Source organism: Pseudomonas sp. COW5, assembly GCF_026240005.1.
Classification (GTDB): Bacteria; Pseudomonadota; Gammaproteobacteria; order Pseudomonadales; family Pseudomonadaceae; genus Aquipseudomonas; species Aquipseudomonas kribbensis.
This window is the reverse complement of the sequence record NZ_JAPHVP010000001.1, coordinates 3,402,741-3,425,147: the sequence shown is the minus strand read 5'-3', so window position 1 is coordinate 3,425,147 and position 22,407 is coordinate 3,402,741. Positions and strand designations below refer to the sequence as shown.

The window sequence follows — 22,407 nt, the reverse complement described above, 5'->3', positions numbered from 1 at the left end:
GGGAGAGGGGACTGATTGGGGGATGCTTTAGGAATGCACTGACCTGCACGCTCTGCTTTGAATCCATAATCGACTGTTTTTTTCAGGTCGATGTATACCGCAATACAACTCGGTCAGTCCCCTCTCCCTCCGGGAGAGGGCTAGGGTGAGGGGGCTTTTGATCTTGATGCATCAGGCCGGGGTCAAACACTCCGGCCCATTGAGCTTCGGATCATTGACCAGATTCGCCAGCACCCGCTCGCGCAAGGCGGCGGGTTCGCTGGCGAGCAAGCCTTGCAGGACATGCAGCGGCGTCTCGGGGTCGAGCCACGCCGCCTGCCCCGCCTCGTCGAGAATCAACGGGCGGCGCTGACTGGCCGCCGGCTGGGTAATCACTGCGGTACTGAGCCAGACCTGCTCCTGCACCGGATACGCCTCCCAGATCGCCGCAAAGAACAGCGAAGCCCCCTCTCCCGGGGTCAGCCAGTACGGCTGCTTGCGCACATTGCCGCGCCATTCGTAGAAACCATTGGCCGGCAGCAGGCAACGACGCAGGCGCAGGGCTTCGCGAAACATCGGTTGTTCGGCCACGGTTTCGGCCCTAGCGTGGCCCGGGGTACGCGACAGGTCAGTCAGCCACGGCGGCGTCAGGCCCCAGCGGGCGCGGGCCAAAGTGCGCTGGCCATCAGGCTCGGCGCGTAGCATCAACACCGAATCGTTGGGGGAAATGTTCCACTGCGCCTGCTGATCGGCGGGAAAACCTGGCAGCGCCGCGAAGTCGCGGTTCCAGCGAAACAGGGCATAACGTCCACACATGGGGCAGCACGACTCAAGAATAAAACGAACGCCAGCCTAACAGACCAGCGTACCGGGGAAGCTCTCCGGCTCATCGCCGGGCAGCGGCAGCGCGGCATTGTACGCGCTGATCAGTTCGCGGGCGTATTCGGCCTGATCGTTCTCGACCGAAAGCCCCAGCAGACCGAAGATCGGCAGCTCGCCGGTGCCGCCGAGCAGATCGCGCCCCACCAGATGCGCCTCGATGCCTTCACTGGCGAGCATGCCCTTGAGCATTTCGCCTTCCATCAGGTTTTCCGGCTCGTAGATTCGCTGCATGGGCGCACCTCACTCGTTTTCGCTGAACACTTCCAGAAACCAGTCCTGACCATCGACCTGCAACACAAAGGTGATCGGCCGGCAACACACCTGACAGTCTTCGATATAGGTCTGATCACCCGCCGACAGATCCACTGTCGTCTCGACTTCCTCCCCACAGTACGGACATTCATACAGTGCGCTTTCCAGCATCGCGGTCTCCCGGGTGACTTGTGCGTATAATCGCCGGTCTATTTGCAGGGCTATTTTTGTCTGGCTACTTTTTCAGACCGTGCCCCGTTGGTTTTCGATCAAAACCTTTACTTACCCTAGCCGTTTCCAACAAGAGAGCATGATGGGCGAATTCGATGCCATCCGACCTTACGACGACAGCGAAGTACCTGCGGTACTGGCAAGACTGCTCGGCGACAAGGCGTTTCTAGATATCCTCACCCACTTCCGCTTCCCGCGTTTCGCCGGTGCCTTCGGCTGGATGCTCAAACCACTTATAGCCCATCGGCTGCGTCGTGAGTTCGCCGACGTGACATCGGTGGCGACGTTGCAGGACAAGGTCGAGTTCTACGTCGACCACACCATCGAGCGCGCCACCGACGGCGTGACTTACACCGGTGTCGAGCAATTCAAGTCCGGCAGCGCCTATCTGTTCATCGCCAACCACCGCGACATCGTGATGGACCCGGCCTTCGTCAACTACGCCGTGTATCACGCCGGCCTGCCGACGCCGCGCATCGCGATTGGCGACAACCTGCTGCAAAAGCCTTTCGTCAGCGACCTGATGCGCCTGAACAAGAGCTTCATCGTGCACCGCTCGATCACCGGGCGCCGCGAGAAAATGGCCGCGTACCAGTTGCTGTCGGCCTACATCAACCACTCGATCCGCAATGATTGCGCCTCGATCTGGATCGCCCAGGCCGAAGGCCGGGCCAAGGACGGCGACGACCGCACCGAGTCGGCGATCCTCAAGATGTTCCACATGAGCCGCAAGGACGAGCCGTTCGGCGAGGTCATCCAGTCGCTGAACCTGACGCCGGTATCGATCAGCTACGAATACGACCCGTGCGATCAGGCCAAGGCCCGCGAGCTGTACATCCGCGCCACCACCGGCACCTACAGCAAGGCGCCGGGCGAAGATGATGTGAGCATCGCCAAGGGCATCACCGGCTACAAGGGCCGGGTGCACGTGAATTTCGCCGCGCCGATCACCGAACTGTTCGAAGACACCAAGCAACTGGCGGTCGAGATGGACAAGCAGATTCTCGGCGGCTACCGGTTGTTCCCGGTGCATTACCTGGCGTACGCGCAGTGGGCGGATGCCGATCCGCAACTGAACGTGCCGAAGGCTGCCGAGGTGTTCGGTGCCGAAGAACTGGCCAAGGCCCAGGAAGAATGGCAAAGCCGTCTGGACGCCTGCCCTGAGGAACATCGTCCGTATCTGGTGCTGCAATATGCGACGCCGGTGCGCAATCAGTACCGGGTCAAGGCTGGTCTGCCGCTGTAAGCGGTTTCGAGCGGATACAAAAACGGCGCCTTCGGGCGCCGTTTTTCGTTCAATAGCGGGTACTGATCCAGGAAATCAGCAACGCCAGTCCCAGACAGGCGAAACCGAAACGATAGAAGAACCGGTTCATGCGCAGGGTCGCCCAGTCCAGCACCGGCTCTTGGTCAGGCTGGCTCTGGCGCTGGGCCGCGATACTGGCCATCGCCCGTTGCTCACGCCGACGGGTCGCGTGCAGCAGCCAACTGCCCGGGAAGGCCAACAGCAGGGCCAGCAGGTTGATCAGTTTGGCGGGATGGGCGGTAAACAGCGTCATCAAGTGCATCACAGACCTCAATCTAAACCGGAATGGCGAACGCCAGACCGACGACCGCGGCGCGGATTCTACCGAAACCCTCCCCCACTGCCCTACCCTTTGCGACAAATTACCCATCAATCGACCGATGGCTGTCCTGTGTCACGGCATCGTCATTTGTTTCGGCCACCCTGCGCGCCTCGAAACGTAAACGGAATGCGACATGCTTCACGCTGAAAACCAGGATCGCCTGTACCTCATCTCCCCGTCCGACGAACAACAGACCCTCGTCGGCAGCCTGGCCTTCAATGTTCAGGACCGTCACTGGCTGGTGTATTGCGCCCTCGGCGGGCACCAGCATGCGGACTTGCCCGAGACCGATCTGCTGACCGGTGTCAGCGTTCTCGACTTCTATTCGCAAGCCGCTTGAACGAAAAAGCTTTAAATCAAAAGCACCCTCACCCTAGCCCTCTCCCGGAGGGAGAGGGGACCGACCGAGGTGAATATTTGAGCTACACCGACCTGAACTATCGAGTCGAACTCAAAATTTGAGTAGCCCCAATCTGCTCCCTTTCCCCCTCGCCCCCCTTGGGGGAGAGGGCTGGGGTGAGGGGGAGGCGATAGTTCAAACGACACAAATTCCAACCCTGACACCCACAAAAAAGCCCGAATCCATCACTGCCCCCGGGCTTTTTCACATCGACCGAACAGTTACTCGGCAAGGATCTGGCCGATGCTCGGATCCTTGAACAGACGGGTCAGCGCATCGCTCAATACGTCGCTGACCAGTTTGGTGTTGGTTTCCTGGTTCGGCGCCATGCCGAAACGCTGGTCCAGCGAGGCACCGTAACGGCCGCTGTAGCGACGGTTGCCGCTCTGCACGTCGGAGCGGAAGGTCGCGCCGATGGTGGCTTCGGTCACGTACATGCCTTCTTTCGGCGACTGGTATTTCAGTTCAGTCAGGGTCACGGTCAGTTGCGGAGCATTCATCGCACCGTTGGACGGGGTGAAGCCCAGCAGACGCACGGCCGCTTCGGCCTGAGCCTGCAACTTCGGCACGATCTGCTCGCGCTGGACGGTGATGGCGCTGGTTTCCGGGTACAGGCCACCGCGGGTGCCCAGGGTTGGCGACGGACGACCGTCGACCACGCGAACCACGACAGGCTGGCCATGGCCCACCGGTGCCAGCTGAGTGGTCAGCTTCGGTTCCGGGCTCAGTTGTTGCGGGCTGTGGGCGCAGCCAACCAGGGTCAAACTGGTCACAGTGATCAAACCGAACAACAGGCGTTGCAACATGCTCTTCTCTCCAGAATCAGGCACAGACAGGCCCGCAGTATAGCGGTGGGCCACTGCGGGTCACCAGCACTGAAATCTCAGACAAACCCCACTGCACGCGGTTCCTGTCATAGATTGTTCACCCTCCATACATGTTCGCTTCACGGTCTTTTGACAATCTTCGTCACAGATCTCAAGAAGGAACACACACCATGCGCTATCTGATCTCGTTGTTCGCTCCACGCCCGCTGCACCGCAGCTTCGCCCTGCTCGACCGCAACGGCCATTGCCAGGCTTTCAAGCAGTGCAGCCTGCAGCCAATGGGTGACGGCTGGGTCGAAATCGAGGAAATCCGCCTCAACTGGTTGCACCAGCCTCTGCCGGCCAGTGCCCGGGTCGAACAGCAGCGCCCTCGCGCACGTGCCCAGGCGATGTTGAGCATCTGACCGGATGCCTAATAAAAGTCATTAAACTCGACCAACTCCCCGCATTTCTTCGATACAATCTCCCCCCGATTATAAGGACGTCTCCTGATCGGGCCCCGCAACAGCGTCAATGCGCTTGCATTGGCATCCAAATCGCCCACAGAGAGCCGCCCACACAGATCGAGTGAAGCTGGCGTGCTTGCTGTTTCCCTGGCAAATCCCCGCTTTTCGCGAATCTGCAGAGCTGTCATGACGCTCGGTCACTGAGTTGTTTGCCCGTTTTGCCTGCCCATGTATCGCGTGGCGGCAAACCTTCCGGGCACGGTGCCAGGCCCGGACAGCCCTTTTTGAGGTTCACGTCTTCAAAAGAGCGTGAAAAAAACGGGTTTTCACAACTTCACAAGAGTGTGGCGAGCAAATGAATAGTTTTGCGTCTGAACATGCACCATTAGCGTCTGAAACAGCCCAACGACACAGGAACGGGTACGCCTCGAATACCGGAGCCTGAAGCCTGTCCGCTACGGATTTGGTTGCACAAACGGATGTCTCGACCATAAGTCGAATTGCCAGCCACGTGCTGAAATGAGTTCATGTGACTCTTGAAGCCAGGCCGCACGCATCCGTCGAAGTTGCGAAAAATTGCGAAGATTCGGACATGGCAAACCTGGCCATGGGTACCTGGGGCGTAACTGACCTGCCCCGGACACCTGGCAGCCATGCCGACAATTTGGTGCTGCAGATTTTGGAGACGCGTTAAATGGCGCATAACGAAGCAGTCGACGTAGTTCTGGTTGGGGCCGGCATCATGAGTGCCACCCTTGCAGTGCTGCTCAAGGAACTCGACCCGGCGATCAAGCTGGAAGTCGTCGAACTGATGGATTCCGGTGCCGCGGAAAGTTCCAACCCGTGGAACAACGCCGGTACCGGCCACGCCGGCCTCTGCGAGCTGAACTACACGCCGCAGAATGCCGACGGCACCGTCGACATCAAGAAAGCCGTACACATCAACACCCAGTTCGAGGTGTCGAAGCAGTTCTGGTCGTACCTGACCAAGAAAGGCACCTTCGGCTCGTGCAAGTCCTTCATCAGCCCGGTGCCGCACCTGAGCTACGTCGAGGGTGAAAAAGGCGTTTCGTTCCTCAAGGAACGCTTCAACACGCTGCACAAGCATCACGCCTTCGCCGACATGGAATACACCGAAGACAAGGCGAAGATGGCCGAGTGGATGCCATTGATGATGCCGGGTCGTCCGAAAGACCAGGTGCTCGCCGCCACCCGCGTGATGAACGGTACCGACGTCAACTTCGGCGCGCTGACCAATCAGTTGCTCAAGCACCTGACCAGCGCTCCGGATGCCCAGGTCAAATACTGCAAGCGCGTGACCGGCCTCAAGCGTAACGCCAACGGCTGGACTGTCAGCATCAAGGACGTCAACAGCGGCAGCAGCCGCGAAGTCGACGCCAAATTCGTATTCCTCGGTGCCGGTGGCGCGGCCCTGCCGCTGCTGCAAGCGTCGGGCATCGAAGAAAGCAAAGGCTTCGGCGGCTTCCCGATCAGCGGCCAGTGGCTGCGTTGCGACAACCCGGAAGTGGTCAAGCACCACCAGGCCAAGGTTTACAGCCAGGCCGCCGTGGGTTCGCCACCGATGTCCGTGCCGCACCTGGACACCCGCGTGGTCGATGGCAAGAAGTCCCTGCTGTTCGGGCCATACGCCGGTTTCACCACCAAGTTCCTCAAGCACGGCTCCTTCATGGACCTGCCGCTGTCGGTTCGCGCCGGCAACATCGGCCCGATGCTGGCCGTGGCCAAGAACAACATGGACCTGACCAAATACCTGGTCAGCGAAGTGATGCAGTCGATGGAGCAGCGCCTGGAATCCCTGCGCCGTTTCTACCCGGAGGCGAAAGCCGAAGACTGGCGCCTGGAAGTGGCCGGTCAACGGGTGCAGATCATCAAGAAAGACCCGAAAAAAGGCGGCATTCTGCAGTTCGGTACCGAACTGGTGGCGGCGAAAGACGGCTCTCTCGCCGCCCTGCTCGGTGCTTCGCCAGGTGCTTCGGTGACCGTTTCGATCATGCTGGAACTGATCGAGAAGTGCTTCCCGGCCAAGGCCAAGGGTGAGTGGGCGGCCAAACTGGCGGAAATCTTCCCGGCCCGTGAAAAGGTCCTGGAAACCGACGCTGCGCTGTATCGCAAGATCAACGCGCACAACAACGTCGCGCTGGAACTGGTTGAAGCCAGTAACGAGACCGAAAGCTACGCCTGATTCGGCTCCATGAAAAACGCCCCGCATTCACTGAGTGCGGGGCGTTTTTTTATACCTGTGGAAAACTTCGGCTTTCAGCCGCGCGCTTTCTCGATCAGCTCGATGTATTCCGGGGCGTTGCGTTGATCGCGGATCTGGTCGACGAAGGTCTTGCCGTGCTCGTCCTTGCCGTCCACGTCATAACCGGCTGCAACGAAGAACGTCAGGAAACGCTCGAAATCGTCGATACGCAGGCCACGGTAAGCCTTGACCAGCTTATGCAGCGACGGCGAAGTGGCGTCGACCGGCTCAAAATCGAGGAACAGCTTGATCTGCTCATCGCCGATCTCGTCACCAATCACTTGCTTCTTATCTTTACGCATTGCCGACTCCAGCTCGCAGACATTTCACGGGGCGGGCAGTTTACCCCCGCCCGGGCACAGGGCTCAACGCGCACGCGTGCTGCCGGTGTGCAGATCGGCCCAGATGTGGCCGTTGGCGTAGCTGAGAAATTGCACATACACGGTGTCATTGCGCAGCAGATCGATGATCACCCGGTATTGGGCCAGCGGATAGAACAGGGTCAGGGTCTTGCGCTGATCGTCGTACACCGGTTTTTTCAGGCTTTTGCTTTCGCCATCGAAGCTGACCAGTACCTGATTGATCGTCGCGCCCTTGTTCAGGGACTTGCCCTTGAGGCGGATCATCAATGGCGAGGTGACCGGAATCGGCTGCTGATTGGACTGACGCTGGGCACCCACGACGACCGAATAATCGGTGACCTGCAACAGTTGCTGCTGCTCGGGTTCGGCATCCCGCAGCGTGAGGTCGTCGGGCGGCAGGAATTGGCTGTGCATCGGGGCGGCGGCCAGGGGCAGGCTGAGGGTCAGCAACAGGGCGGCGCAGCTGCGGATCAAGAGGCTCATGACAGGCTCCGGAGGGCGGGCCGAGCACTTTAGCAGCCTTTAAAGCAAAAGATCGCAGCCTGGGGCTGCGATCTTTCAGGGGACTCTTACATGCCTTTGACGGCGAAGATCCCGTTGGCGTTGCGCCAGTAGCCTTTGTAGTCCATGCCGTAACCGAAGATGTAACGGTCAACGCACGGCAGGCCGACGAAATCGGCTTTCAGGTCAGGACGGGCCTTGCGGTCGTGGTCCTTGTCGATCAGCACCGCGGTGTGCACGGCACGGGCACCGGCGTGTTTGCAGAAGTCGATGATCGCGCCCAGGGTGTGACCTTCGTCGAGGATGTCGTCGATGATCAGCACGTCACGGTCGATGAACGAGACTTCCGGCTTGGCTTTCCAGAACAGGTCGCCGCCGCTGGTTTCGTTGCGATAGCGGGTCGCGTGCAGGTAGGACGCTTCCAGCGGGAACTGCAGATGGGTCAGCAGTTTGCCGGAGAAGATCAGCCCGCCGTTCATCACGCAGAACACCACCGGGTTGCTCTCGGCCAGTTGTTCGTTGATTTGTGCACCGACGCGGGCAATGGCAGCCTCGACTTCAGCTTCGGTGTACAGGCAGTCAGCCTCTCGCATGATTTGACGGATATGCTCGAGATCAGCGGACATGGCGCTCTCCAAGGGGGGTCTGTTTCGGAAAAGCGGGCAAAGGTACGCATCCCGCACGGCCGAATCAAGCATTTGTGGACTAACGTACTGTATGTCCTATAGGACATCACCCTCGGATAGATTAATCTAGGCCGGTTTTTTTGCCCGCCGCCGGAGCCTTTCCCCATGTCCATCCAAGAGATCCGCCATCCGCTGATCCGTCACAAACTTGGCCTTATGCGCCGTGCAGACATCAGCACCAAGAATTTCCGCGAGCTCGCTCAGGAAGTCGGTGCCCTGTTGACCTATGAAGCTACCAAAGACTTGCCGCTGGAAACCTACGATATCGAAGGTTGGTGCGGCACGGTGTCGGTCGAGAAAATCGCCGGCAAGAAGATTACCGTCGTGCCGATCCTGCGTGCCGGCATCGGCATGCTCGAAGGCGTGCTGAGCCTGATCCCGGGCGCCAAGGTCAGCGCCGTCGGCGTTGCCCGTAACGAAGAAACCCTGCAGGCCCACACCTATCTGGAAAAACTGGTTCCGGAAATCGACGAACGCCTGGCCATGATCATCGACCCGATGCTCGCCACCGGCAGCTCCATGGTTGCGACCATCGACCTGCTGAAGAAGGCCGGCTGCAAGGACATCCGCGCGATGGTGCTGGTTGCTGCGCCGGAAGGCATTGCCGCCGTCGAGCAGGCTCACCCGGACGTGATCATCTACACCGCGTCCATCGATCAGAAACTCAACGAGCACGGTTACATCATTCCTGGGCTTGGCGATGCCGGTGACAAGATCTTCGGCACCAAGCAGAAGGACGCTTGACCATGCAGGATGAGTTCAACGATCCGCTCTGGCGCACGGTGCTGTCCGGCGCGCAGATGCTGTTCGTGGCTTTCGGCGCCCTGGTGCTGATGCCGCTGATCACGGGCCTTGACCCGAACGTGGCACTGTTCACCGCAGGTCTGGGCACGATTCTGTTCCAGATCGTCACCGGGCGTCAGGTGCCGGTGTTCCTCGCGTCGAGCTTTGCCTTCATCACCCCGATCATTCTCGCCAAGGGCCAGTTCGGCCTCGCTGCGACCATGGGCGGCGTGATGGCGGCCGGTTTCGTCTACACCTTCCTCGGCCTGGCCGTGAAGATCAAAGGCACCGGGTTCATCGACCGTCTGCTGCCACCGGTGGTGATCGGCCCGGTGATCATCTCCATTGGCCTGGCCATGGCGCCGATTGCCGCCAACATGGCGATGGGCAAGGCCGGTGACGGCTCGGAACTGATCCACTATCAGACCGCGATGATGATCTCGATGCCGGCGCTGCTCACCACGCTGATCGTGGCGGTGTTCGGCAAAGGCATCTTCCGCCTGGTGCCGATCATCTCCGGCGTGCTGGTGGGTTTCGCCATGTCGTTCTATTTCGGTGTCGTCGACACCGCGAAGATTGCGGCGGCCCCGTGGTTTGCACTGCCTCATTTCACCGCGCCGGAGTTCAACTGGCAGGCGATCCTGTTCATCGTCCCGGTGGCGCTGGCTCCGGCCATCGAACACATCGGCGGCGTGATTGCGGTCGGCAGCGTGACCGGTCGCGACTACCTGAAGAAGCCGGGCCTGCATCGCACGCTGCTCGGTGACGGTATCGCCACCACGGCAGCCGGCCTGTTCGGCGGCCCGCCCAACACCACCTACGCCGAAGTGACTGGCGCGGTGATGCTGACCAAGAACTACAACCCGAAAATCATGACCTGGGCGGCGATCTTCGCCATCAGCCTGGCGTTCATCGGCAAGTTCGGCGCCCTGCTGCAAAGCATTCCGGTGCCGGTGATGGGCGGGATTCTGTGCCTGTTGTTCGGTTCGATCGCCGCGGTGGGGATGAACACCCTGATCCGTCACAAGATCGATCTGGGCGAGGCGCGCAATCTGGTGATCGTTTCGGTGACCCTGGTGTTCGGGATCGGCGGTGTGCTGGTCGGCACCGGCACAGGTCCCGACGATTTCGGCCTCAAAGGCATCGCGCTGTGCGCGGTGGTGGCGATTGCGCTGAACCTGATCCTGCCGGGCAACGACAGCTGGAAACACAAGAAGGCGGATGAGCCGCTGCTCTGATTCCAGCAGTCAGATCAGCTTGTCTGTCAGATAGCCTTCGCGGGCAAGCCCGCTCCCACATTTGATCTCCTGTGGGAGCGGGCTTGCCCGCGAAGCTTTTGACTTTCAGAGGGCCAACGGCGCCCGCTCACACAACGTCGCCAACGCCTTCGCCCATTGCAGGTCATCGTTCAGACACGGCACCAGCACCAACTCCTCCCCTCCCGCTTCGCGAAACTGTTCCTTGCCGCGATCGCCGATCTCTTCCAGGGTCTCGATGCAATCGGCGACAAACGCCGGGCACATCACCAGAATCTTCTTCACGCCGCTTTTGGCCAACTCATCCAGCCGCGCTTCGGTGTACGGCTCGATCCATTTCGCCTTGCCCAGCCGTGACTGGAACGACACCGACCATTTGCCATCCGGGATGCCCATGCGCTTGGCAAACTCGGCAGCCGTACGCAGGCACTGGCCGCGATAGCAGGTCGCAACCACTTCCGGCGGCGCACCGGCGCAGCAATCGCCATGACCGTCGAAGCGATGGCCCGGATTGAGCTTGGTCAGATGCCGTTCCGGCAAACCATGGAAGCTCAGCAACAGATGATCGTAATCCTGCTGCAAGTGCGGCCGGGCGCTCGCCACCAGGGCGTCGAGGTATTCCGGCTGATCGTAGAACGGCTGCAACACCGACAGTTGCACATCGAGTTTTTTCTCGCGCACCACCCGCTTGGCCTCTTCGATCACGGTGGTCGTGGTGCTGTCGGCGAACTGTGGATAAAGCGGCGCGAGGGTGATGCGTTTGTGCCCTGCCGCCACCAGTTTGAGCAGCGCCGACTCGATCGACGGCTGCCCGTAACGCATGGCCAGCTCAACCGGGCCGTGGGTCCACTGTGATGTCATCTGTTGCTGCAGGCGACGGCTGAGCACCACCAGCGGCGAGCCTTCATCCCACCAGATCGAGGCGTAGGCGTGGGCCGACTGCTCGGGACGCTTGATCAGGATCAGCGACACCAGCAGACGCCGCACCGGCCACGGCAGGTCGATCACGTACGGGTCCATCAGAAATTGATTGAGGTAGCTGCGCACGTCGGCCACCGAAGTGGAGGCCGGCGAACCCAGGTTGACCAGAAGCAAGGCGTGATCGGTCATGCAACGTCCTATTTCAGAGGCGGCTGGAGAGATCGTCCAGGGCCGCGCGTAAATCCGTGAACCGGAACTTGAATCCGGCTTCCAGCAAGCGTGCCGGCGTGGCCCGTTGACCACCCAGCAACAGCAATGACATCTCGCCGAGCCCGACCTTCAGGGCCAGAGCCGGCATCGGCATGAACGCCGGGCGGTGCAACACGCTGCCCAGCGTTTTGGCAAATTCGCGATTGCGCACCGGCTTCGGCGCGCACGCATTATAAGGACCACTCGCCTGATCGCGGTGCAGAAGAAAATCAATCAGGGCGATTTGATCGTCGATATGAATCCACGGCATCCACTGCCGACCATTACCCAAAGGCCCGCCCAGCCCGAGTTTGAACGGCAGCAACAGGCGCGACAAAAAACCGCCCTCGGCCGACAGCACCAGCCCGGTCCGCACCAGCACCACGCGAATGTCCATCGCTTCGGCCCGTTGCGCGGTTTCCTCCCAGGCAATGCACAGCTGGCTGGCGAAATCGTCGACCACCGGTGGCGACTCTTCGGTCAATTCGCGTTCGCCGCCGTCTCCGTACCAACCCACCGCCGAGCCTGAAATCAGCAGTGACGGTTTCTGCCCGCGATGTTCCAGCCACGCCAGCAACGTTTCGGTGAGCGTGATCCGACTGCTCCACAGCAACGCCTTGCGCCGATGGGTCCACGGCCGGTCGGCAATCGGCGCGCCGGCAAGGTTGACGATCACATCGACCGGTTCATCGCCGAGGTCTTCCAGACGCGCGATGCCACGCACTTGAGCGCCGCAGATTTTCGCGACCTTTTCCGCACGACGGCTCCACACGGTCAACCGGTGGCCCTGACCCGACCAGTGCCGGCAGAGCTGACGTCCGATCAATCCAGTACCGCCGGTCAGCAATATGTGCATGACATCTTCCTCGCGTGGCGTTTTACTTCGATCACTAGTCTATTTTTATAAGCAGGGATCTTTTCTATCGGACAGGCTCTATTGTTTAACAATAGGCCAAGCTGTCAGAACGAAAACGCTGGAAGTTATACCAGAAAACAAAATTGTACAGGTTTCATCCACGGCGTAGTCTGTACAGAAAGGTAAACGAGGCCCCTATGACTGTACCTATCGCAATCATTGGCACCGGCATCGCCGGGCTCTCCGCCGCCCAGGCCCTGACCGAGGCCGGGCACACCGTCCAGTTGTTCGATAAAAGCCGCGGCAGCGGCGGGCGCATGTCGAGCAAGCGCAGCGATGCCGGCTCCCTGGACATGGGCGCGCAATATTTCACGGCCCGCGACCGACGCTTCGTCACCGAAGTCCAGCGCTGGCAAAGCAACGGCTGGGTCGCCGAGTGGACACCGCAGCTCTATACCTTTCATGGCGGACAACTGAACCTGTCGCCGGACGAGCAGACCCGCTGGGTCGGCTCACCGCGCATGAGCGCCATCACCCGAGGCTTGCTCGATGGTCTGGAAGTGCATTTCGCCTGCCGGATCACCGAGGTCTATCGCGGCGAAGAACATTGGCACCTGCAAGACGCAGAAGGCTTCACTCACGGCCCGTTCAGCCACGTCGTGATCGCCACGCCTGCACCACAGGCCACCGCGTTGCTGGCCGCCGCGCCGAAACTGGCCGGTGCCGCCGCCGGAGTGAAGATGGACCCGACCTGGGCCGTCGCCCTCGCCTTCGATACACCGCTGGATACCCCCATCGAAGGCTGCTTCGTACAGGACAGTCCGCTCGACTGGCTGGCCCGCAACCGCAGTAAACCCGGACGCGACAACACCCTCGACACCTGGGTCCTGCACGCCACCAGCGCCTGGAGCCGGCAGCACATCGACCTCTCCAAGGAAGCCGTGATCGAGCAGTTGCACGGCGCCTTTGCCGAGTTGCTGCACAGCGCCATGCCCGCACCGACTTTCAGCCTCGCCCACCGCTGGCTCTACGCCCGCCCGGCCACCAGCCATGAGTGGGGCACGCTGGCGGATGCCGATCTGGGTCTGTATGCGTGCGGCGACTGGTGCCTGTCGGGCCGGGTCGAAGGCGCGTGGCTCAGTGGCCAGGAAGCTGCACGCCGCTTGCACGAACACCTGCAGTGAACCGCATCAATCCGCAAAAACTGCTGCTGTCGAAATGGACAGCAGCCCTCCCGCAAAACCGTGAAAAGCATTTTCTGGTGACCGAACTGTTCCGCGACGAGGACGGCACGGTGCTGGAGATCGAAATGCAGGCAGTGCTGACCAGGCGTACCACGCAACTGGACTGGCATGCATTGCAGGACGATGCACACTGGAAAATGGGCTGGCGCTAGCTCCCGCCAAAATCTTGTACAAATAATTTGACTTGTACACCTTTGAATCTATGCTGAAGGAATGTTGTACAGAATAAATATTCTGTACAAATTCAGATTCGAGGTGCCGTCATGTCCGAACCGTCCCCACCCAAGATCGCCATCAGCGCCTGCCTGATGGGAGCCGAAGTGCGCTACAACGGCGGGCACAAGGCATCACGGCTGTGCACCCACACACTCACTGAATATTTCGATTTCGTCCCGGTATGTCCGGAAGTCGCGATTGGCCTGGGCATTCCCCGCGAGCCGATTCGTCTGGTGGGCGACCCGGATCACCCACAGGCTCTCGGGACGGTTCATCGCGAGACCGACGTCACCGATGCGCTGTCCGCTTATGGCCAGAAAATGGCCACCGAACTCGATGACATCTGCGGCTACATCTTCATGCAGCAATCGCCGTCCTGTGGGCTGGAGCGGGTCAAGGTCTATCACCACAACGGCGCGCCGATCGGCAGCGGGCGCGGGATCTACGCCCAGGCCTTCTGTGCCCGGCACCCAGATCTACCGGTGGAGGAAGCCGGACGATTGAACGATCCGGTCCTGCGGGAAAATTTCATCACTCGGGTGTTCGCCTACAGCGACTGGCAACAGGTGCTCGAACAAGGCCTGAGCCGCCGCGCCCTCACCGACTTCCACTCGCGCTACAAATACCTGCTGATGGCCCACAACCCGGTGCAATACAAGGCGCTGGGCAATCTGTTGGGCAACATGGGCCAGACCGATCCCGTAGAACTCGGCCCGCGCTACTTCAGCCAGTTGATGGCGGCGCTGAGCACCTGCGCCACACGCCGCACCCACAGTAACGTGTTGCAGCACATCAGCGGTTACCTGAAACGGGCCATCAGTGCTGAAGACAAACAGGAAATGCAGCACGTCATCGGCCAGTACCGCCACGGCATCGTGCCGTTGGTGGTGCCGCTGACGCTGCTCAAGCATCACTTTCGTCAACACCCCGATCCATACATCGCGCAACAGGTTTACCTGCAACCGCACCCGGAAAACCTCAGCCTGCGAAACGCCATTTGATGAACGACTCACCCGACACCAGCGCCCGTGAAGACCTCGGCGCCGACTTCAAGAAAGCCCTCGACGAAGGCTGGCTGCCGATTCGCGAGGTTGCGCGCCAGACCGGCGTCAATGCGATCACCCTGCGAGCCTGGGAGCGCCGTTACGGGCTGATCGTGCCCCAGCGCACGCCCAAGGGGCATCGCCTGTATTCGGCCGACCATGTACAGCGCATCCAGCACATTCTCACCTGGCTCAACCGTGGTGTGGCGGTCAGTCTGGTCAAACCGCTGCTCGACACACCACAAACCGTCAACGAGCCGCTGGAAAACGAATGGCAGCCCTTGCACCAGGCCGCGCTGCTGGCGGTCACGCAATTGAACGAGCGCAGCCTCGACGACAGCGTCAACCAGGCAATGGCGCTGTACCCGCCGCGAACCCTGTGTGAGCAATTGCTGATGCCGTTGCTCGCGGAACTCGAACAGCGCTGGCAAGGCCAGTTCGGTGCGCAGATGGAACGGGTGTTCTTTCACGCCTGGCTGCGTAGCAAATTCGGCGCACGCATCTACCATAACAATCGTCAGTTGCGCACAGCGCCGCTGCTGCTGGTCAACCAATCGGATTTATTGCTGGAGCCTCACCTGTGGCTCTGCGCCTGGCTGATCAGCAGCGCCGATTGCCCGGTGCAGGTGTTCGACTGGCCGTTGCCGGCCGGGGAGCTGGCACTGGCAGTCGATCACCTGCAAGCCCGTGGCGTACTGCTGTATTCCAGCAAGGCCATGAACCTGGCGCAGTTGCCGAAACTGTTGAATGGCATCAGTTGCCCGAAAATGATTGCCGGACCAACGGTGTGCATCCACCACGCCGAGTTGTCCGTAAGAACCTCCGAGATCGCTGATCTGTACCTGGCCGAAGATCCCTTGTCGGCACATCGGGCACTCCTTCAGCGTGGATTGATTTAATGATTCGTGCAGAGAACACCATGCAATTGATCTGGCTGCGCAGCGACCTGCGCCAACATGACAACACCGCCCTGACGGCCGCCGCCGAGCGTGGCCCGACCGTGGCCGTGTACCTGTTGAGCCCCGAACAATGGCAGGAACATGACGACGCCCCCTGCAAGGTCGATTTCTGGCTGCGCAACCTGCGGGAATTGAGCAAGAGTCTCGGCGAGCTGAACATCCCGTTGCTGATCCGCAGCGCCCCGCACTGGGATAAGGCTCCGGCGGTGTTGCTTGAGCTCTGTCGGCAGTTAAAGGTCGAAGCCGTTCACGTCAACGAAGAATACGGCGTCCACGAAAGCCGCCGCGATGCGGCCGTTGCCCGGGCATTGCAGGCCGAAGGCATCGCGTTTCACAGTTATCTGGATCAGCTGCTGTTTAAACCCGGCGGCGTGCTGACCAAGACCGGTACCTACTTTCAGGTGTTCAGTCAGTTCCGCAAGGTCTGCTATGAGCGTCTGCATCGTTCGATGCCGTCCTTGATAAAGGTGCCGTTCGCACAGGCCCCGCTGAACATCGCCAGCGATTCGGTACCCGATTCCATCGAGGGATTCCCGACACCCGGCCAATCCCTGCGCAACCTGTGGCCCGCCGGCGAAGCCGAAGCCCAACGACGTCTCGACACCTTCGCCGACGTGCAGATCGACTACTACAAAAGCGAGCGCGACTTCCCGGCCAAGCCCGGCACCAGCCAGCTCTCGGCCTATCTCGCGGCCGGGGTGATCTCGCCGCGCCAGTGCCTGCATGCCGCGCTGCAAAGCAATCAGGGTGAATTCGAAAGCGGCAAGGTCGGCGCGGTCACCTGGATCAACGAACTGCTGTGGCGCGAGTTCTACAAACACATTCTGGTCGGCTACCCACGGGTTTCCCGCCATCGCGCGTTCCGCCCGGAAACCGAAGCCCTGGCCTGGCGCGATGCGCCGCAGGAGCTGGCGGCCTGGCAGGAAGCACGCACCGGCCTGCCGATCATCGACGCCGCCATGCGCCAATTGCTCGAAACCGGCTGGATGCACAACCGCCTGCGGATGGTGGTGGCGATGTTCCTGACCAAGAACCTGCTGATCGACTGGCGCGAAGGCGAGCGTTTTTTCATGCGCCACCTGATCGACGGCGATCTGGCGGCCAACAACGGCGGCTGGCAGTGGAGCGCGTCGACCGGCACCGATGCGGCGCCGTATTTCCGGATCTTCAACCCGGTCAGCCAGTCGGAAAAATTCGACAGCGAAGGCCTGTTCATCAAGCACTGGCTGCCAGAACTGGCCGGGCTGAACAAGAAAGACGTGCACAACCCGGCGAGTGCCGGCGGGCTGTTCGGCGTGGCGGACTATCCGCCGCCGATCGTCAACCTGAGCACCTCGCGGGAGCGGGCACTGACCGCGTTCAAGAACCTGCCCTCCCGTGCGTCTATCGGAGAAGGCCATGAGTGAATTCCTGCGCCGTTTCGCCCGCCAGTTCGCGCAGTTGAACAAAGACAACCTGCACAGCCTGGACGCGCTCTACAGCGAGGACATTCATTTCACCGACCCGTTGCACGAGGTGCAGGGGCTGACGCAATTGCGCGACTATTTCAGCGAGCTGTACGCCAACGTCAGTGAGCTGCGGTTCGACTTCCACGGCTTCGACCAGATCGGCGACTGCGAAGGCTACCTGCGCTGGGTCATGAGCTACCGCCACCCGCGCCTGGCCGGCGGACGACTGATACGGGTCACGGGCTGTTCGCACCTGCTCTGGCGTGACAAAGTTTATCGCCACCGGGATTACTTCGATGCCGGGGCGCTGCTTTACGAACATTTACCCATATTGGGCCGGGTAATCGCCTGGCTGAAAAGGAGACTGGGATGAGCCGTTCAACGCCACGCCGTTATTGGCTGACCGGTGCCAGCAGTGGCATCGGTGCAGCATTGGCTGAAGAGATTCTGAAAACCGGTGCGCACCTGGCGGTCAGTTCCCGCGATGTCGCAACGCTCAAAGTATTGTCACAGCGCTATCCGGGGCAAGTGCTGGTCGTGGCCGGGGACCTCACCAATAGCCAGACCGTGCGGGAAATCGGTGAACAGATCGCGCTGGAATGGGGATCGCTGGACAGCGTGATCCTCAACGCCGGCACCTGCGAATACGTCGATGCAAAACAGTTCGACGCTACGATCGTCGAACACGTGGTACGCACCAACCTGCTCGCCAGCAGCTATTGCATCGAAGCCGCCCTGCCCTTGCTGCGCAAAGGAATCGCGCCGCATCTGGTGGGTATGGCCAGCTCCGTCACCTACGTGCCGCTTCCCCGGGCCGAAGCGTACGGTGCGTCGAAGGCCGGTCTGCGTTATCTGTTCGAGTCATTGCGCATCGATCTGGCGGACGAAGGCATTGAAATCACGATCATCAGTCCGGGCTTTGTCGAAACGCCTCTGACGGCCAAAAACGACTTCCCGATGCCGTTGAGCTGGCCTGCGGAAAAAGCGGCGAGTCATATTTTCGGCAGGCTCAAGAACCGGCCACTGGAGATTGCCTTTCCGGCACTGTTCATGGCGGCGCTCTGGCCGCTGTCTAAAATGCCCGCACAAGTACAACTGGCGATCGGCAAGCGCATGGTGCGCAGCAGTCCACCGCTGCGGGATCCGACGTGAACATTGCCATCGTCGGCAGCGGGATCGCAGGCCTGACCTGCGCCTACCTGCTCGGTCGCCGACATGACGTCACGGTGTTCGAGGCCGGCGCCTGGGTCGGCGGCCATACCCACACCGTACAAGTCACGGTGGAGGGGCGCGAATATGCCGTGGACACCGGGTTCATCGTGTTCAACGACTGGACCTACCCGAACTTCATCCGTTTGCTCGACCAATTGGGTGTGAGCAGCAAAGCCACCGAAATGAGCTTCTCGGTGACCGATCCGGACACCGGCCTGGAATACAACGGCAACAACCTCGACAGCCTGTTTGCTCAGAGAAGCAATCTGTTGTCGCCGGGGTTCTGGGGCATGCTGCGCGACATCCTGCGCTTCAACAAGGAAGCCCGGCGGGACCTAGTCGAACAGCGGATCGCCAGCGACACCACACTGGACGACTACCTCAAGGCCGGCGGCTACGGCGAACGTTTCATCCTGCATTACATCGTGCCGATGGGCGCAGCGATCTGGTCGATGCCGATGGCCGAGATGCTGAATTTTCCGCTGCAGTTCTTTGTGCGGTTTTTCGAGAACCACGGCTTGTTGTCGGTCAGCAATCGTCCGCAATGGCGAGTGATCGAGGGTGGCTCCAGTGCCTACCTCGCCCCGTTGACCGCGTCATTCAAAGAGCGGATCCGCGTGAACTGTCCGGTAAACCGGATCGAACGCAACGAACACGGCGTGGTTATCCACAGCCCCGTCGGCATCGAACATTTCGACAAAGTCGTGCTGGCCTGCCACAGCGATCAGGCATTGCGTCTGCTGGCCAATCCGAGCCGTGCCGAACGGGAGATTCTCGGTGCCCTGCCCTACGCCGACAACGAAGTGGTGCTGCATACCGACACCCGTCTGCTGCCGATGCGCAAACGGGCCTGGGCCAGCTGGAACTATCGCCTCGGTGGAGCCGGCCATACCCAGGCGGCCGTGACCTACGACATGAATATCCTGCAAGGCATCCAGAGCGACACCACGTTCTGCGTCAGCCTCAATCAAAGCGCCGGCATCAGCCCGTCCAAAGTGCTTGCCCGCTTCACCTACGGCCATCCGCAATTCAGCCTCGCAGCGGTGGCGGCACAACAGCGCTGGGCCGAACTCGACGGAGCGCAGCACACCCATTATTGCGGCGCCTACTGGGCCAACGGTTTTCATGAAGACGGCGTGGTCAGCGCTTTACGCGTCGCCGCCGCGTTCGGAGAAAGCCTGTGAACAGCGCGCTCTACAGTGGCTGGATCGCCCACCGGCGATTCGCCCCGCGCCGTCATGAGTTCCGTTACCGGATCGGGCTGCTGTATCTCGACCTGGCCGAACAGGACGCCGTGCTGAGCCTGTCGCCACTGGCCGGTGCGAGCCGCTTTGCACCGTTCTCGTTTCGCGAGACCGACTACCTCAAGACCTTCACCAGTCGTGGTGTGCGACTGATCGATGCAGTGCGCCAGCAGGTCGGTGCGGCCCTCGGTCACGAGCCGCAGGGCTCGATCTGCCTGCTGACCCAGCCGCGCAGTTGGGGCCTGGCGTTCAACCCGGTGAGTTTCTTTTATTGCCACGAAGCCGACGGGCAACTGGCGGCGATTCTCTGCGAGGTCAGCAACACGCCGTGGCGCGAGCGCTATCACTATGTGCTGCCGGCGCGAGCCCCGACCAACGTGCGCGACTTCCACCAGCACTTCGCCGTGGCCAAGGCGTTTCACGTGTCACCGTTCCTGCCGCCGGATCTGGAATACCGCATGAGCTTCAGCCCCGCCGCGCAAACCCTGGGCGTGCACATGGCCGACTGGCAGGGCGAACGCAAACTGTTCGACGCCACGCTCAACCTGAAACGCGAACCTCTTGATCGACGCAACCTGCACCGGCATCTATGGCGCTTTCCGTGGATGACCGCGAAGACCGCCCTCGCGATCTATTGGCAGGCCCTGCGCTTGCTGCTCAAGCGTACCCCGCTGTTTCCCCATCGGACGGCTGACGACAGCTTTCGAACCGCCACTGCGACTCCCGAGGAGCACCGCCATGAAATCCTCTAGTGTTTCGGCCAGAGCCGCCATCCCGTTCAGTACCCACGGCATCACCGGTTCGCTGCTGCGTCGCGGTGTCCTGCGTCAACTCGCACAGCTCAAACATGGGCAACTGGTGGTGATCGAGGACGGCGAACGCCAGGTCTTCGGCACGCCGGGCAGTGCGTTGCTGGGCGAGATTCATGTCCTTGATGCGGCGGCGTGGGGCATGGTCGCAGGCAATGGCTCGATCGGCGCCGGTGAAGCCTTCATTCACGGCTACTGGAGTTCACCGGATCTGACCGCCGTGGTGCGCGTCTTCGTCAGCAACCTCGAAGTGCTCGACGGCATGGAGGGTGGACTGGCGAAAATCGGCCGGCCGCTGGTGCGCGGTCTGCACTGGCTCAATCGCAACACGCGCAAGGGCTCGCAGAAAAACATCGCCGCGCACTACGACCTCGGCAACGATCTGTTCGAGCAGTTTCTCGACCCGACCATGATGTATTCGGCGGCGCAGTTCCTCAGCCCGGACGACAGCCTGGAACAGGCACAGCTGAACAAACTGGAGCGGATCTGCCAGAAACTTGCACTAGAGCCCGACGACCACCTTCTGGAAATCGGTACCGGGTGGGGCAGCATGGCGCTGTATGCCGCGCAGCACTATGGCTGCAAAGTCACCACGACCACCCTGTCCAAAGAGCAATACGCGTTCACCGCCCGGCGCATCGAAAGCCTCGGCCTGCAGGACCGGGTGACGCTGTTGCTCAAGGACTACCGCGACCTTACCGGCCAGTACGACAAACTGGTGTCGATCGAGATGATCGAGGCGGTCGGTCATCGCTTCCTGCCGACCTACTTCAAGCAATGCGCGCACCTGCTCAAGAGCAACGGCCTGATGCTGTTGCAAGCGATCACCATCCGGGACCAGCGCTACGAGCAGGCAAAACGCGGCGTGGATTTCATTCAGCGCTATATCTTCCCCGGCGGCGCCCTGCCCTGTGTGCAGAAAATGCTCGAAATCGTCAGCCGCGACACCGACATGAACTTGCTGCACATGGAAGACTTCGGCCTGCACTACGCCCGGACCCTGCGCCTGTGGCACGAGAATTTTCGCCACGCCCACGGCCGCCTGAGCGAATTGGGCTACGACGATTATTTCCTGCGGCTGTGGGAGTTTTACCTGTGTTACTGCGAGGGCGGCTTCCTCGAACGCACCATCGGCACCGCGCAATTGCTGCTGGCCAAACCGGCGGCGATGCCGGCGCCACTGCTCGGACGCTTCGATGCTTGAGCGAATCGCCAACGCGGTACTGTTCCAGGTCGGCTGGCTGGCCTGCGTGCTCGGCGGCAACAGCCTGTGGTTGCTGGTGGCGCTAGCGGTATTGGTGATTCATCTGCGCTGGATCAGCAACTGGGCGGCGGAGGGCCGGCTGATTCTCGGCGTGGTGATTCTGGGCACCGCCGTGGACAGCGGCCTGCGCGGTGTCGGGGTCTTTGAATTCAAGGACCTGTCGCCGCTGATTCCGCTGTGGCTGATGTTGTTGTGGGCACTGTTGGCCACGACATTGCGCCATTGCCTGCAATGGAGTGCCCGGCCATGGTGGCTGGCGAGTGTGCTCGGGGCTGTCGGTGGCGCGTTGTCGTACTGCGCCGGAGGGCGACTGGCCGGGGTGCAGTTTCCCTATGGCGAGTTACCGACTTTGATCGGCATCGGCCTGTTGTGGGCGTTGCTGTTTCCGTTGTTGCACCTCTTGTCGCGGCGGCTGGTGCAGTAATCGTCCGTCAGGGCTTTCACAC

Annotated in this window: 27 protein-coding genes; 17 read left to right on the top strand and 10 right to left on the bottom strand. The window is 61.0% G+C overall.

Annotated features, from left to right (window positions below; all coding sequences use genetic code 11):
• Positions 1–171: 171 nt before the first annotated feature.
• Genes OQ248_RS15700 through OQ248_RS15690 form a run of 3 tightly spaced genes read right to left on the bottom strand, consistent with a single transcriptional unit; the run spans position 172 to position 1,284 of the window.
• Positions 172–795: an SOS response-associated peptidase gene (locus OQ248_RS15700; RefSeq protein ID WP_265813268.1), complete on the bottom strand. Its 624-nt coding sequence runs from the start codon at positions 793–795 to the stop codon at positions 172–174.
• A 36-nt stretch (positions 796–831) separates the two neighbouring features.
• A complete protein-coding gene (locus OQ248_RS15695) occupies positions 832–1,092 on the bottom strand; it encodes a DUF2007 domain-containing protein (RefSeq protein WP_085709319.1) in 261 nt (86 codons plus the stop codon).
• Between the two features lie 9 nt (positions 1,093–1,101).
• Positions 1,102–1,284 (bottom strand): CPXCG motif-containing cysteine-rich protein, encoded by a 183-nt coding sequence (locus OQ248_RS15690; RefSeq protein WP_085709318.1) that lies wholly within the window; start codon positions 1,282–1,284, stop codon positions 1,102–1,104.
• A gap of 142 nt (positions 1,285–1,426) precedes the next feature.
• Here OQ248_RS15690 and OQ248_RS15685 point away from each other — a divergent pair, with 142 nt between their 5' ends.
• Positions 1,427–2,590, top strand: coding sequence for a 1-acyl-sn-glycerol-3-phosphate acyltransferase (locus tag OQ248_RS15685; protein WP_265813267.1), 1,164 nt, complete (start codon positions 1,427–1,429; stop codon positions 2,588–2,590).
• Positions 2,591–2,639: 49 nt separating this feature from the next.
• On the opposite strand, the gene OQ248_RS15680 is transcribed toward OQ248_RS15685, so the two are convergent.
• On the bottom strand, positions 2,640–2,912 hold the full coding sequence (locus OQ248_RS15680) for a hypothetical protein (protein WP_114885469.1): 273 nt from the start codon (positions 2,910–2,912) through the stop codon (positions 2,640–2,642).
• 193 nt (positions 2,913–3,105) lie between these two features.
• Between OQ248_RS15680 and OQ248_RS15675 the strand changes: the two genes are divergently transcribed.
• A complete protein-coding gene (locus OQ248_RS15675; RefSeq protein ID WP_039766399.1) occupies positions 3,106–3,312 on the top strand; it encodes a hypothetical protein in 207 nt (68 codons plus the stop codon).
• 281 nt (positions 3,313–3,593) lie between these two features.
• Here the strand turns inward: OQ248_RS15675 and OQ248_RS15670 are convergent, their stop codons facing one another.
• On the bottom strand, positions 3,594–4,178 hold the full coding sequence (locus OQ248_RS15670; protein WP_085709315.1) for a YajG family lipoprotein: 585 nt from the start codon (positions 4,176–4,178) through the stop codon (positions 3,594–3,596).
• 191 nt (positions 4,179–4,369) lie between these two features.
• On the opposite strand from OQ248_RS15670, the gene OQ248_RS15665 reads away from it, so the two are divergent.
• Positions 4,370–4,603: a hypothetical protein gene (locus tag OQ248_RS15665; protein WP_039766297.1), complete on the top strand. Its 234-nt coding sequence runs from the start codon at positions 4,370–4,372 to the stop codon at positions 4,601–4,603.
• 736 nt (positions 4,604–5,339) lie between these two features.
• Complete coding sequence (mqo, locus tag OQ248_RS15660) at positions 5,340–6,848, top strand: malate dehydrogenase (quinone) (RefSeq protein WP_114885473.1); 1,509 nt, start codon at positions 5,340–5,342, stop codon at positions 6,846–6,848.
• Between the two features lie 74 nt (positions 6,849–6,922).
• Here mqo and OQ248_RS15655 read toward each other — a convergent pair whose 3' ends face one another.
• The 3 genes from OQ248_RS15655 to OQ248_RS15645 all read right to left on the bottom strand — a co-directional run bounded on the left by OQ248_RS15655 (position 6,923) and on the right by OQ248_RS15645 (position 8,397).
• Positions 6,923–7,210, bottom strand: a complete 288-nt coding sequence (locus OQ248_RS15655; protein WP_007951679.1) for a PA4642 family protein — start codon at positions 7,208–7,210, stop codon at positions 6,923–6,925.
• 63 nt (positions 7,211–7,273) lie between these two features.
• Positions 7,274–7,753 carry a hypothetical protein gene (locus tag OQ248_RS15650; RefSeq protein WP_085709313.1) on the bottom strand — a complete coding sequence of 160 codons (480 nt, stop codon included), beginning with the start codon at positions 7,751–7,753 and terminating at the stop codon, positions 7,274–7,276.
• An 86-nt stretch (positions 7,754–7,839) separates the two neighbouring features.
• Entirely contained in the window at positions 7,840–8,397 is a 558-nt protein-coding gene (locus OQ248_RS15645) for a hypoxanthine-guanine phosphoribosyltransferase (protein WP_085709312.1), read from the bottom strand.
• A 165-nt stretch (positions 8,398–8,562) separates the two neighbouring features.
• Here OQ248_RS15645 and upp point away from each other — a divergent pair, with 165 nt between their 5' ends.
• Together upp and OQ248_RS15635 are read left to right on the top strand one after the other, a co-directional pair.
• Positions 8,563–9,201 (top strand): uracil phosphoribosyltransferase, encoded by a 639-nt coding sequence (gene upp / locus OQ248_RS15640; RefSeq protein ID WP_011335903.1) that lies wholly within the window; start codon positions 8,563–8,565, stop codon positions 9,199–9,201.
• A gap of 2 nt (positions 9,202–9,203) precedes the next feature.
• Positions 9,204–10,478 (top strand): uracil-xanthine permease family protein, encoded by a 1,275-nt coding sequence (locus OQ248_RS15635; RefSeq protein WP_265813266.1) that lies wholly within the window; start codon positions 9,204–9,206, stop codon positions 10,476–10,478.
• A gap of 105 nt (positions 10,479–10,583) precedes the next feature.
• Here OQ248_RS15635 and hemH read toward each other — a convergent pair whose 3' ends face one another.
• Positions 10,584–11,606 carry a ferrochelatase gene (gene hemH, locus OQ248_RS15630; RefSeq protein WP_265813265.1) on the bottom strand — a complete coding sequence of 341 codons (1,023 nt, stop codon included), beginning with the start codon at positions 11,604–11,606 and terminating at the stop codon, positions 10,584–10,586.
• A gap of 13 nt (positions 11,607–11,619) precedes the next feature.
• Positions 11,620–12,522, bottom strand: a complete 903-nt coding sequence (locus tag OQ248_RS15625; RefSeq protein ID WP_265813264.1) for a TIGR01777 family oxidoreductase — start codon at positions 12,520–12,522, stop codon at positions 11,620–11,622.
• Between the two features lie 197 nt (positions 12,523–12,719).
• Between OQ248_RS15625 and OQ248_RS15620 the strand changes: the two genes are divergently transcribed.
• The 11 genes from OQ248_RS15620 to OQ248_RS15570 all read left to right on the top strand — a co-directional run bounded on the left by OQ248_RS15620 (position 12,720) and on the right by OQ248_RS15570 (position 22,385).
• Complete coding sequence (locus OQ248_RS15620; protein ID WP_265813263.1) at positions 12,720–13,706, top strand: FAD-dependent oxidoreductase; 987 nt, start codon at positions 12,720–12,722, stop codon at positions 13,704–13,706.
• On the top strand, positions 13,703–13,918 hold the full coding sequence (locus OQ248_RS15615; RefSeq protein WP_248742720.1) for a TIGR02450 family Trp-rich protein: 216 nt from the start codon (positions 13,703–13,705) through the stop codon (positions 13,916–13,918). The genes OQ248_RS15620 and OQ248_RS15615 overlap by 4 nt, the downstream gene beginning before the upstream one ends.
• A gap of 111 nt (positions 13,919–14,029) precedes the next feature.
• Positions 14,030–14,983, top strand: a complete 954-nt coding sequence (locus OQ248_RS15610; protein ID WP_265813262.1) for a DUF523 and DUF1722 domain-containing protein — start codon at positions 14,030–14,032, stop codon at positions 14,981–14,983.
• Positions 14,983–15,924: a MerR family transcriptional regulator gene (locus tag OQ248_RS15605; protein ID WP_265813261.1), complete on the top strand. Its 942-nt coding sequence runs from the start codon at positions 14,983–14,985 to the stop codon at positions 15,922–15,924. Before OQ248_RS15610 ends, OQ248_RS15605 begins: the two co-directional genes overlap by 1 nt.
• A gap of 20 nt (positions 15,925–15,944) precedes the next feature.
• Positions 15,945–17,390: a deoxyribodipyrimidine photo-lyase gene (gene phrB, locus OQ248_RS15600; protein ID WP_265813260.1), complete on the top strand. Its 1,446-nt coding sequence runs from the start codon at positions 15,945–15,947 to the stop codon at positions 17,388–17,390.
• A complete protein-coding gene (locus OQ248_RS15595) occupies positions 17,383–17,805 on the top strand; it encodes a nuclear transport factor 2 family protein (protein ID WP_085709303.1) in 423 nt (140 codons plus the stop codon). The genes phrB and OQ248_RS15595 overlap by 8 nt, the downstream gene beginning before the upstream one ends.
• A complete protein-coding gene (locus OQ248_RS15590; protein ID WP_265813259.1) occupies positions 17,802–18,584 on the top strand; it encodes an SDR family NAD(P)-dependent oxidoreductase in 783 nt (260 codons plus the stop codon). Before OQ248_RS15595 ends, OQ248_RS15590 begins: the two co-directional genes overlap by 4 nt.
• Positions 18,581–19,828 carry an FAD-dependent oxidoreductase gene (locus OQ248_RS15585; RefSeq protein WP_265813258.1) on the top strand — a complete coding sequence of 416 codons (1,248 nt, stop codon included), beginning with the start codon at positions 18,581–18,583 and terminating at the stop codon, positions 19,826–19,828. Before OQ248_RS15590 ends, OQ248_RS15585 begins: the two co-directional genes overlap by 4 nt.
• A complete protein-coding gene (locus OQ248_RS15580) occupies positions 19,825–20,640 on the top strand; it encodes a DUF1365 domain-containing protein (RefSeq protein WP_265813257.1) in 816 nt (271 codons plus the stop codon). The genes OQ248_RS15585 and OQ248_RS15580 overlap by 4 nt, the downstream gene beginning before the upstream one ends.
• Positions 20,627–21,901: a cyclopropane-fatty-acyl-phospholipid synthase family protein gene (locus OQ248_RS15575; protein WP_265813256.1), complete on the top strand. Its 1,275-nt coding sequence runs from the start codon at positions 20,627–20,629 to the stop codon at positions 21,899–21,901. The genes OQ248_RS15580 and OQ248_RS15575 overlap by 14 nt, the downstream gene beginning before the upstream one ends.
• Complete coding sequence (locus OQ248_RS15570; RefSeq protein WP_265813255.1) at positions 21,894–22,385, top strand: DUF2878 domain-containing protein; 492 nt, start codon at positions 21,894–21,896, stop codon at positions 22,383–22,385. Before OQ248_RS15575 ends, OQ248_RS15570 begins: the two co-directional genes overlap by 8 nt.
• Positions 22,386–22,407 lie beyond the last annotated feature (22 nt).

Excerpts from the sequence above, each read along its gene's own strand:
- OQ248_RS15700 (WP_265813268.1), bottom strand. The coding sequence starts at position 795 with ATGTGTGGACGTTATGCCCTGTTTCGCTGGAACCGCGACTTCGCGGCG.
- OQ248_RS15695 (WP_085709319.1), bottom strand. The coding sequence starts at position 1,092 with ATGCAGCGAATCTACGAGCCGGAAAACCTGATGGAAGGCGAAATGCTC.
- OQ248_RS15690 (WP_085709318.1), bottom strand. The coding sequence starts at position 1,284 with ATGCTGGAAAGCGCACTGTATGAATGTCCGTACTGTGGGGAGGAAGTC.
- OQ248_RS15685 (WP_265813267.1), top strand. The coding sequence starts at position 1,427 with ATGGGCGAATTCGATGCCATCCGACCTTACGACGACAGCGAAGTACCT.
- OQ248_RS15680 (WP_114885469.1), bottom strand. The coding sequence starts at position 2,912 with ATGCACTTGATGACGCTGTTTACCGCCCATCCCGCCAAACTGATCAAC.
- OQ248_RS15675 (WP_039766399.1), top strand. The coding sequence starts at position 3,106 with ATGCTTCACGCTGAAAACCAGGATCGCCTGTACCTCATCTCCCCGTCC.
- OQ248_RS15670 (WP_085709315.1), bottom strand. The coding sequence starts at position 4,178 with ATGTTGCAACGCCTGTTGTTCGGTTTGATCACTGTGACCAGTTTGACC.
- OQ248_RS15665 (WP_039766297.1), top strand. The coding sequence starts at position 4,370 with ATGCGCTATCTGATCTCGTTGTTCGCTCCACGCCCGCTGCACCGCAGC.
- mqo (WP_114885473.1), top strand. The coding sequence starts at position 5,340 with ATGGCGCATAACGAAGCAGTCGACGTAGTTCTGGTTGGGGCCGGCATC.
- OQ248_RS15655 (WP_007951679.1), bottom strand. The coding sequence starts at position 7,210 with ATGCGTAAAGATAAGAAGCAAGTGATTGGTGACGAGATCGGCGATGAG.
- OQ248_RS15650 (WP_085709313.1), bottom strand. The coding sequence starts at position 7,753 with ATGAGCCTCTTGATCCGCAGCTGCGCCGCCCTGTTGCTGACCCTCAGC.
- OQ248_RS15645 (WP_085709312.1), bottom strand. The coding sequence starts at position 8,397 with ATGTCCGCTGATCTCGAGCATATCCGTCAAATCATGCGAGAGGCTGAC.
- upp (WP_011335903.1), top strand. The coding sequence starts at position 8,563 with ATGTCCATCCAAGAGATCCGCCATCCGCTGATCCGTCACAAACTTGGC.
- OQ248_RS15635 (WP_265813266.1), top strand. The coding sequence starts at position 9,204 with ATGCAGGATGAGTTCAACGATCCGCTCTGGCGCACGGTGCTGTCCGGC.
- hemH (WP_265813265.1), bottom strand. The coding sequence starts at position 11,606 with ATGACCGATCACGCCTTGCTTCTGGTCAACCTGGGTTCGCCGGCCTCC.
- OQ248_RS15625 (WP_265813264.1), bottom strand. The coding sequence starts at position 12,522 with ATGCACATATTGCTGACCGGCGGTACTGGATTGATCGGACGTCAGCTC.
- OQ248_RS15620 (WP_265813263.1), top strand. The coding sequence starts at position 12,720 with ATGACTGTACCTATCGCAATCATTGGCACCGGCATCGCCGGGCTCTCC.
- OQ248_RS15610 (WP_265813262.1), top strand. The coding sequence starts at position 14,030 with ATGTCCGAACCGTCCCCACCCAAGATCGCCATCAGCGCCTGCCTGATG.
- OQ248_RS15605 (WP_265813261.1), top strand. The coding sequence starts at position 14,983 with ATGAACGACTCACCCGACACCAGCGCCCGTGAAGACCTCGGCGCCGAC.
- phrB (WP_265813260.1), top strand. The coding sequence starts at position 15,945 with ATGCAATTGATCTGGCTGCGCAGCGACCTGCGCCAACATGACAACACC.
- OQ248_RS15595 (WP_085709303.1), top strand. The coding sequence starts at position 17,383 with ATGAGTGAATTCCTGCGCCGTTTCGCCCGCCAGTTCGCGCAGTTGAAC.
- OQ248_RS15590 (WP_265813259.1), top strand. The coding sequence starts at position 17,802 with ATGAGCCGTTCAACGCCACGCCGTTATTGGCTGACCGGTGCCAGCAGT.
- OQ248_RS15575 (WP_265813256.1), top strand. The coding sequence starts at position 20,627 with ATGAAATCCTCTAGTGTTTCGGCCAGAGCCGCCATCCCGTTCAGTACC.
- OQ248_RS15570 (WP_265813255.1), top strand. The coding sequence starts at position 21,894 with ATGCTTGAGCGAATCGCCAACGCGGTACTGTTCCAGGTCGGCTGGCTG.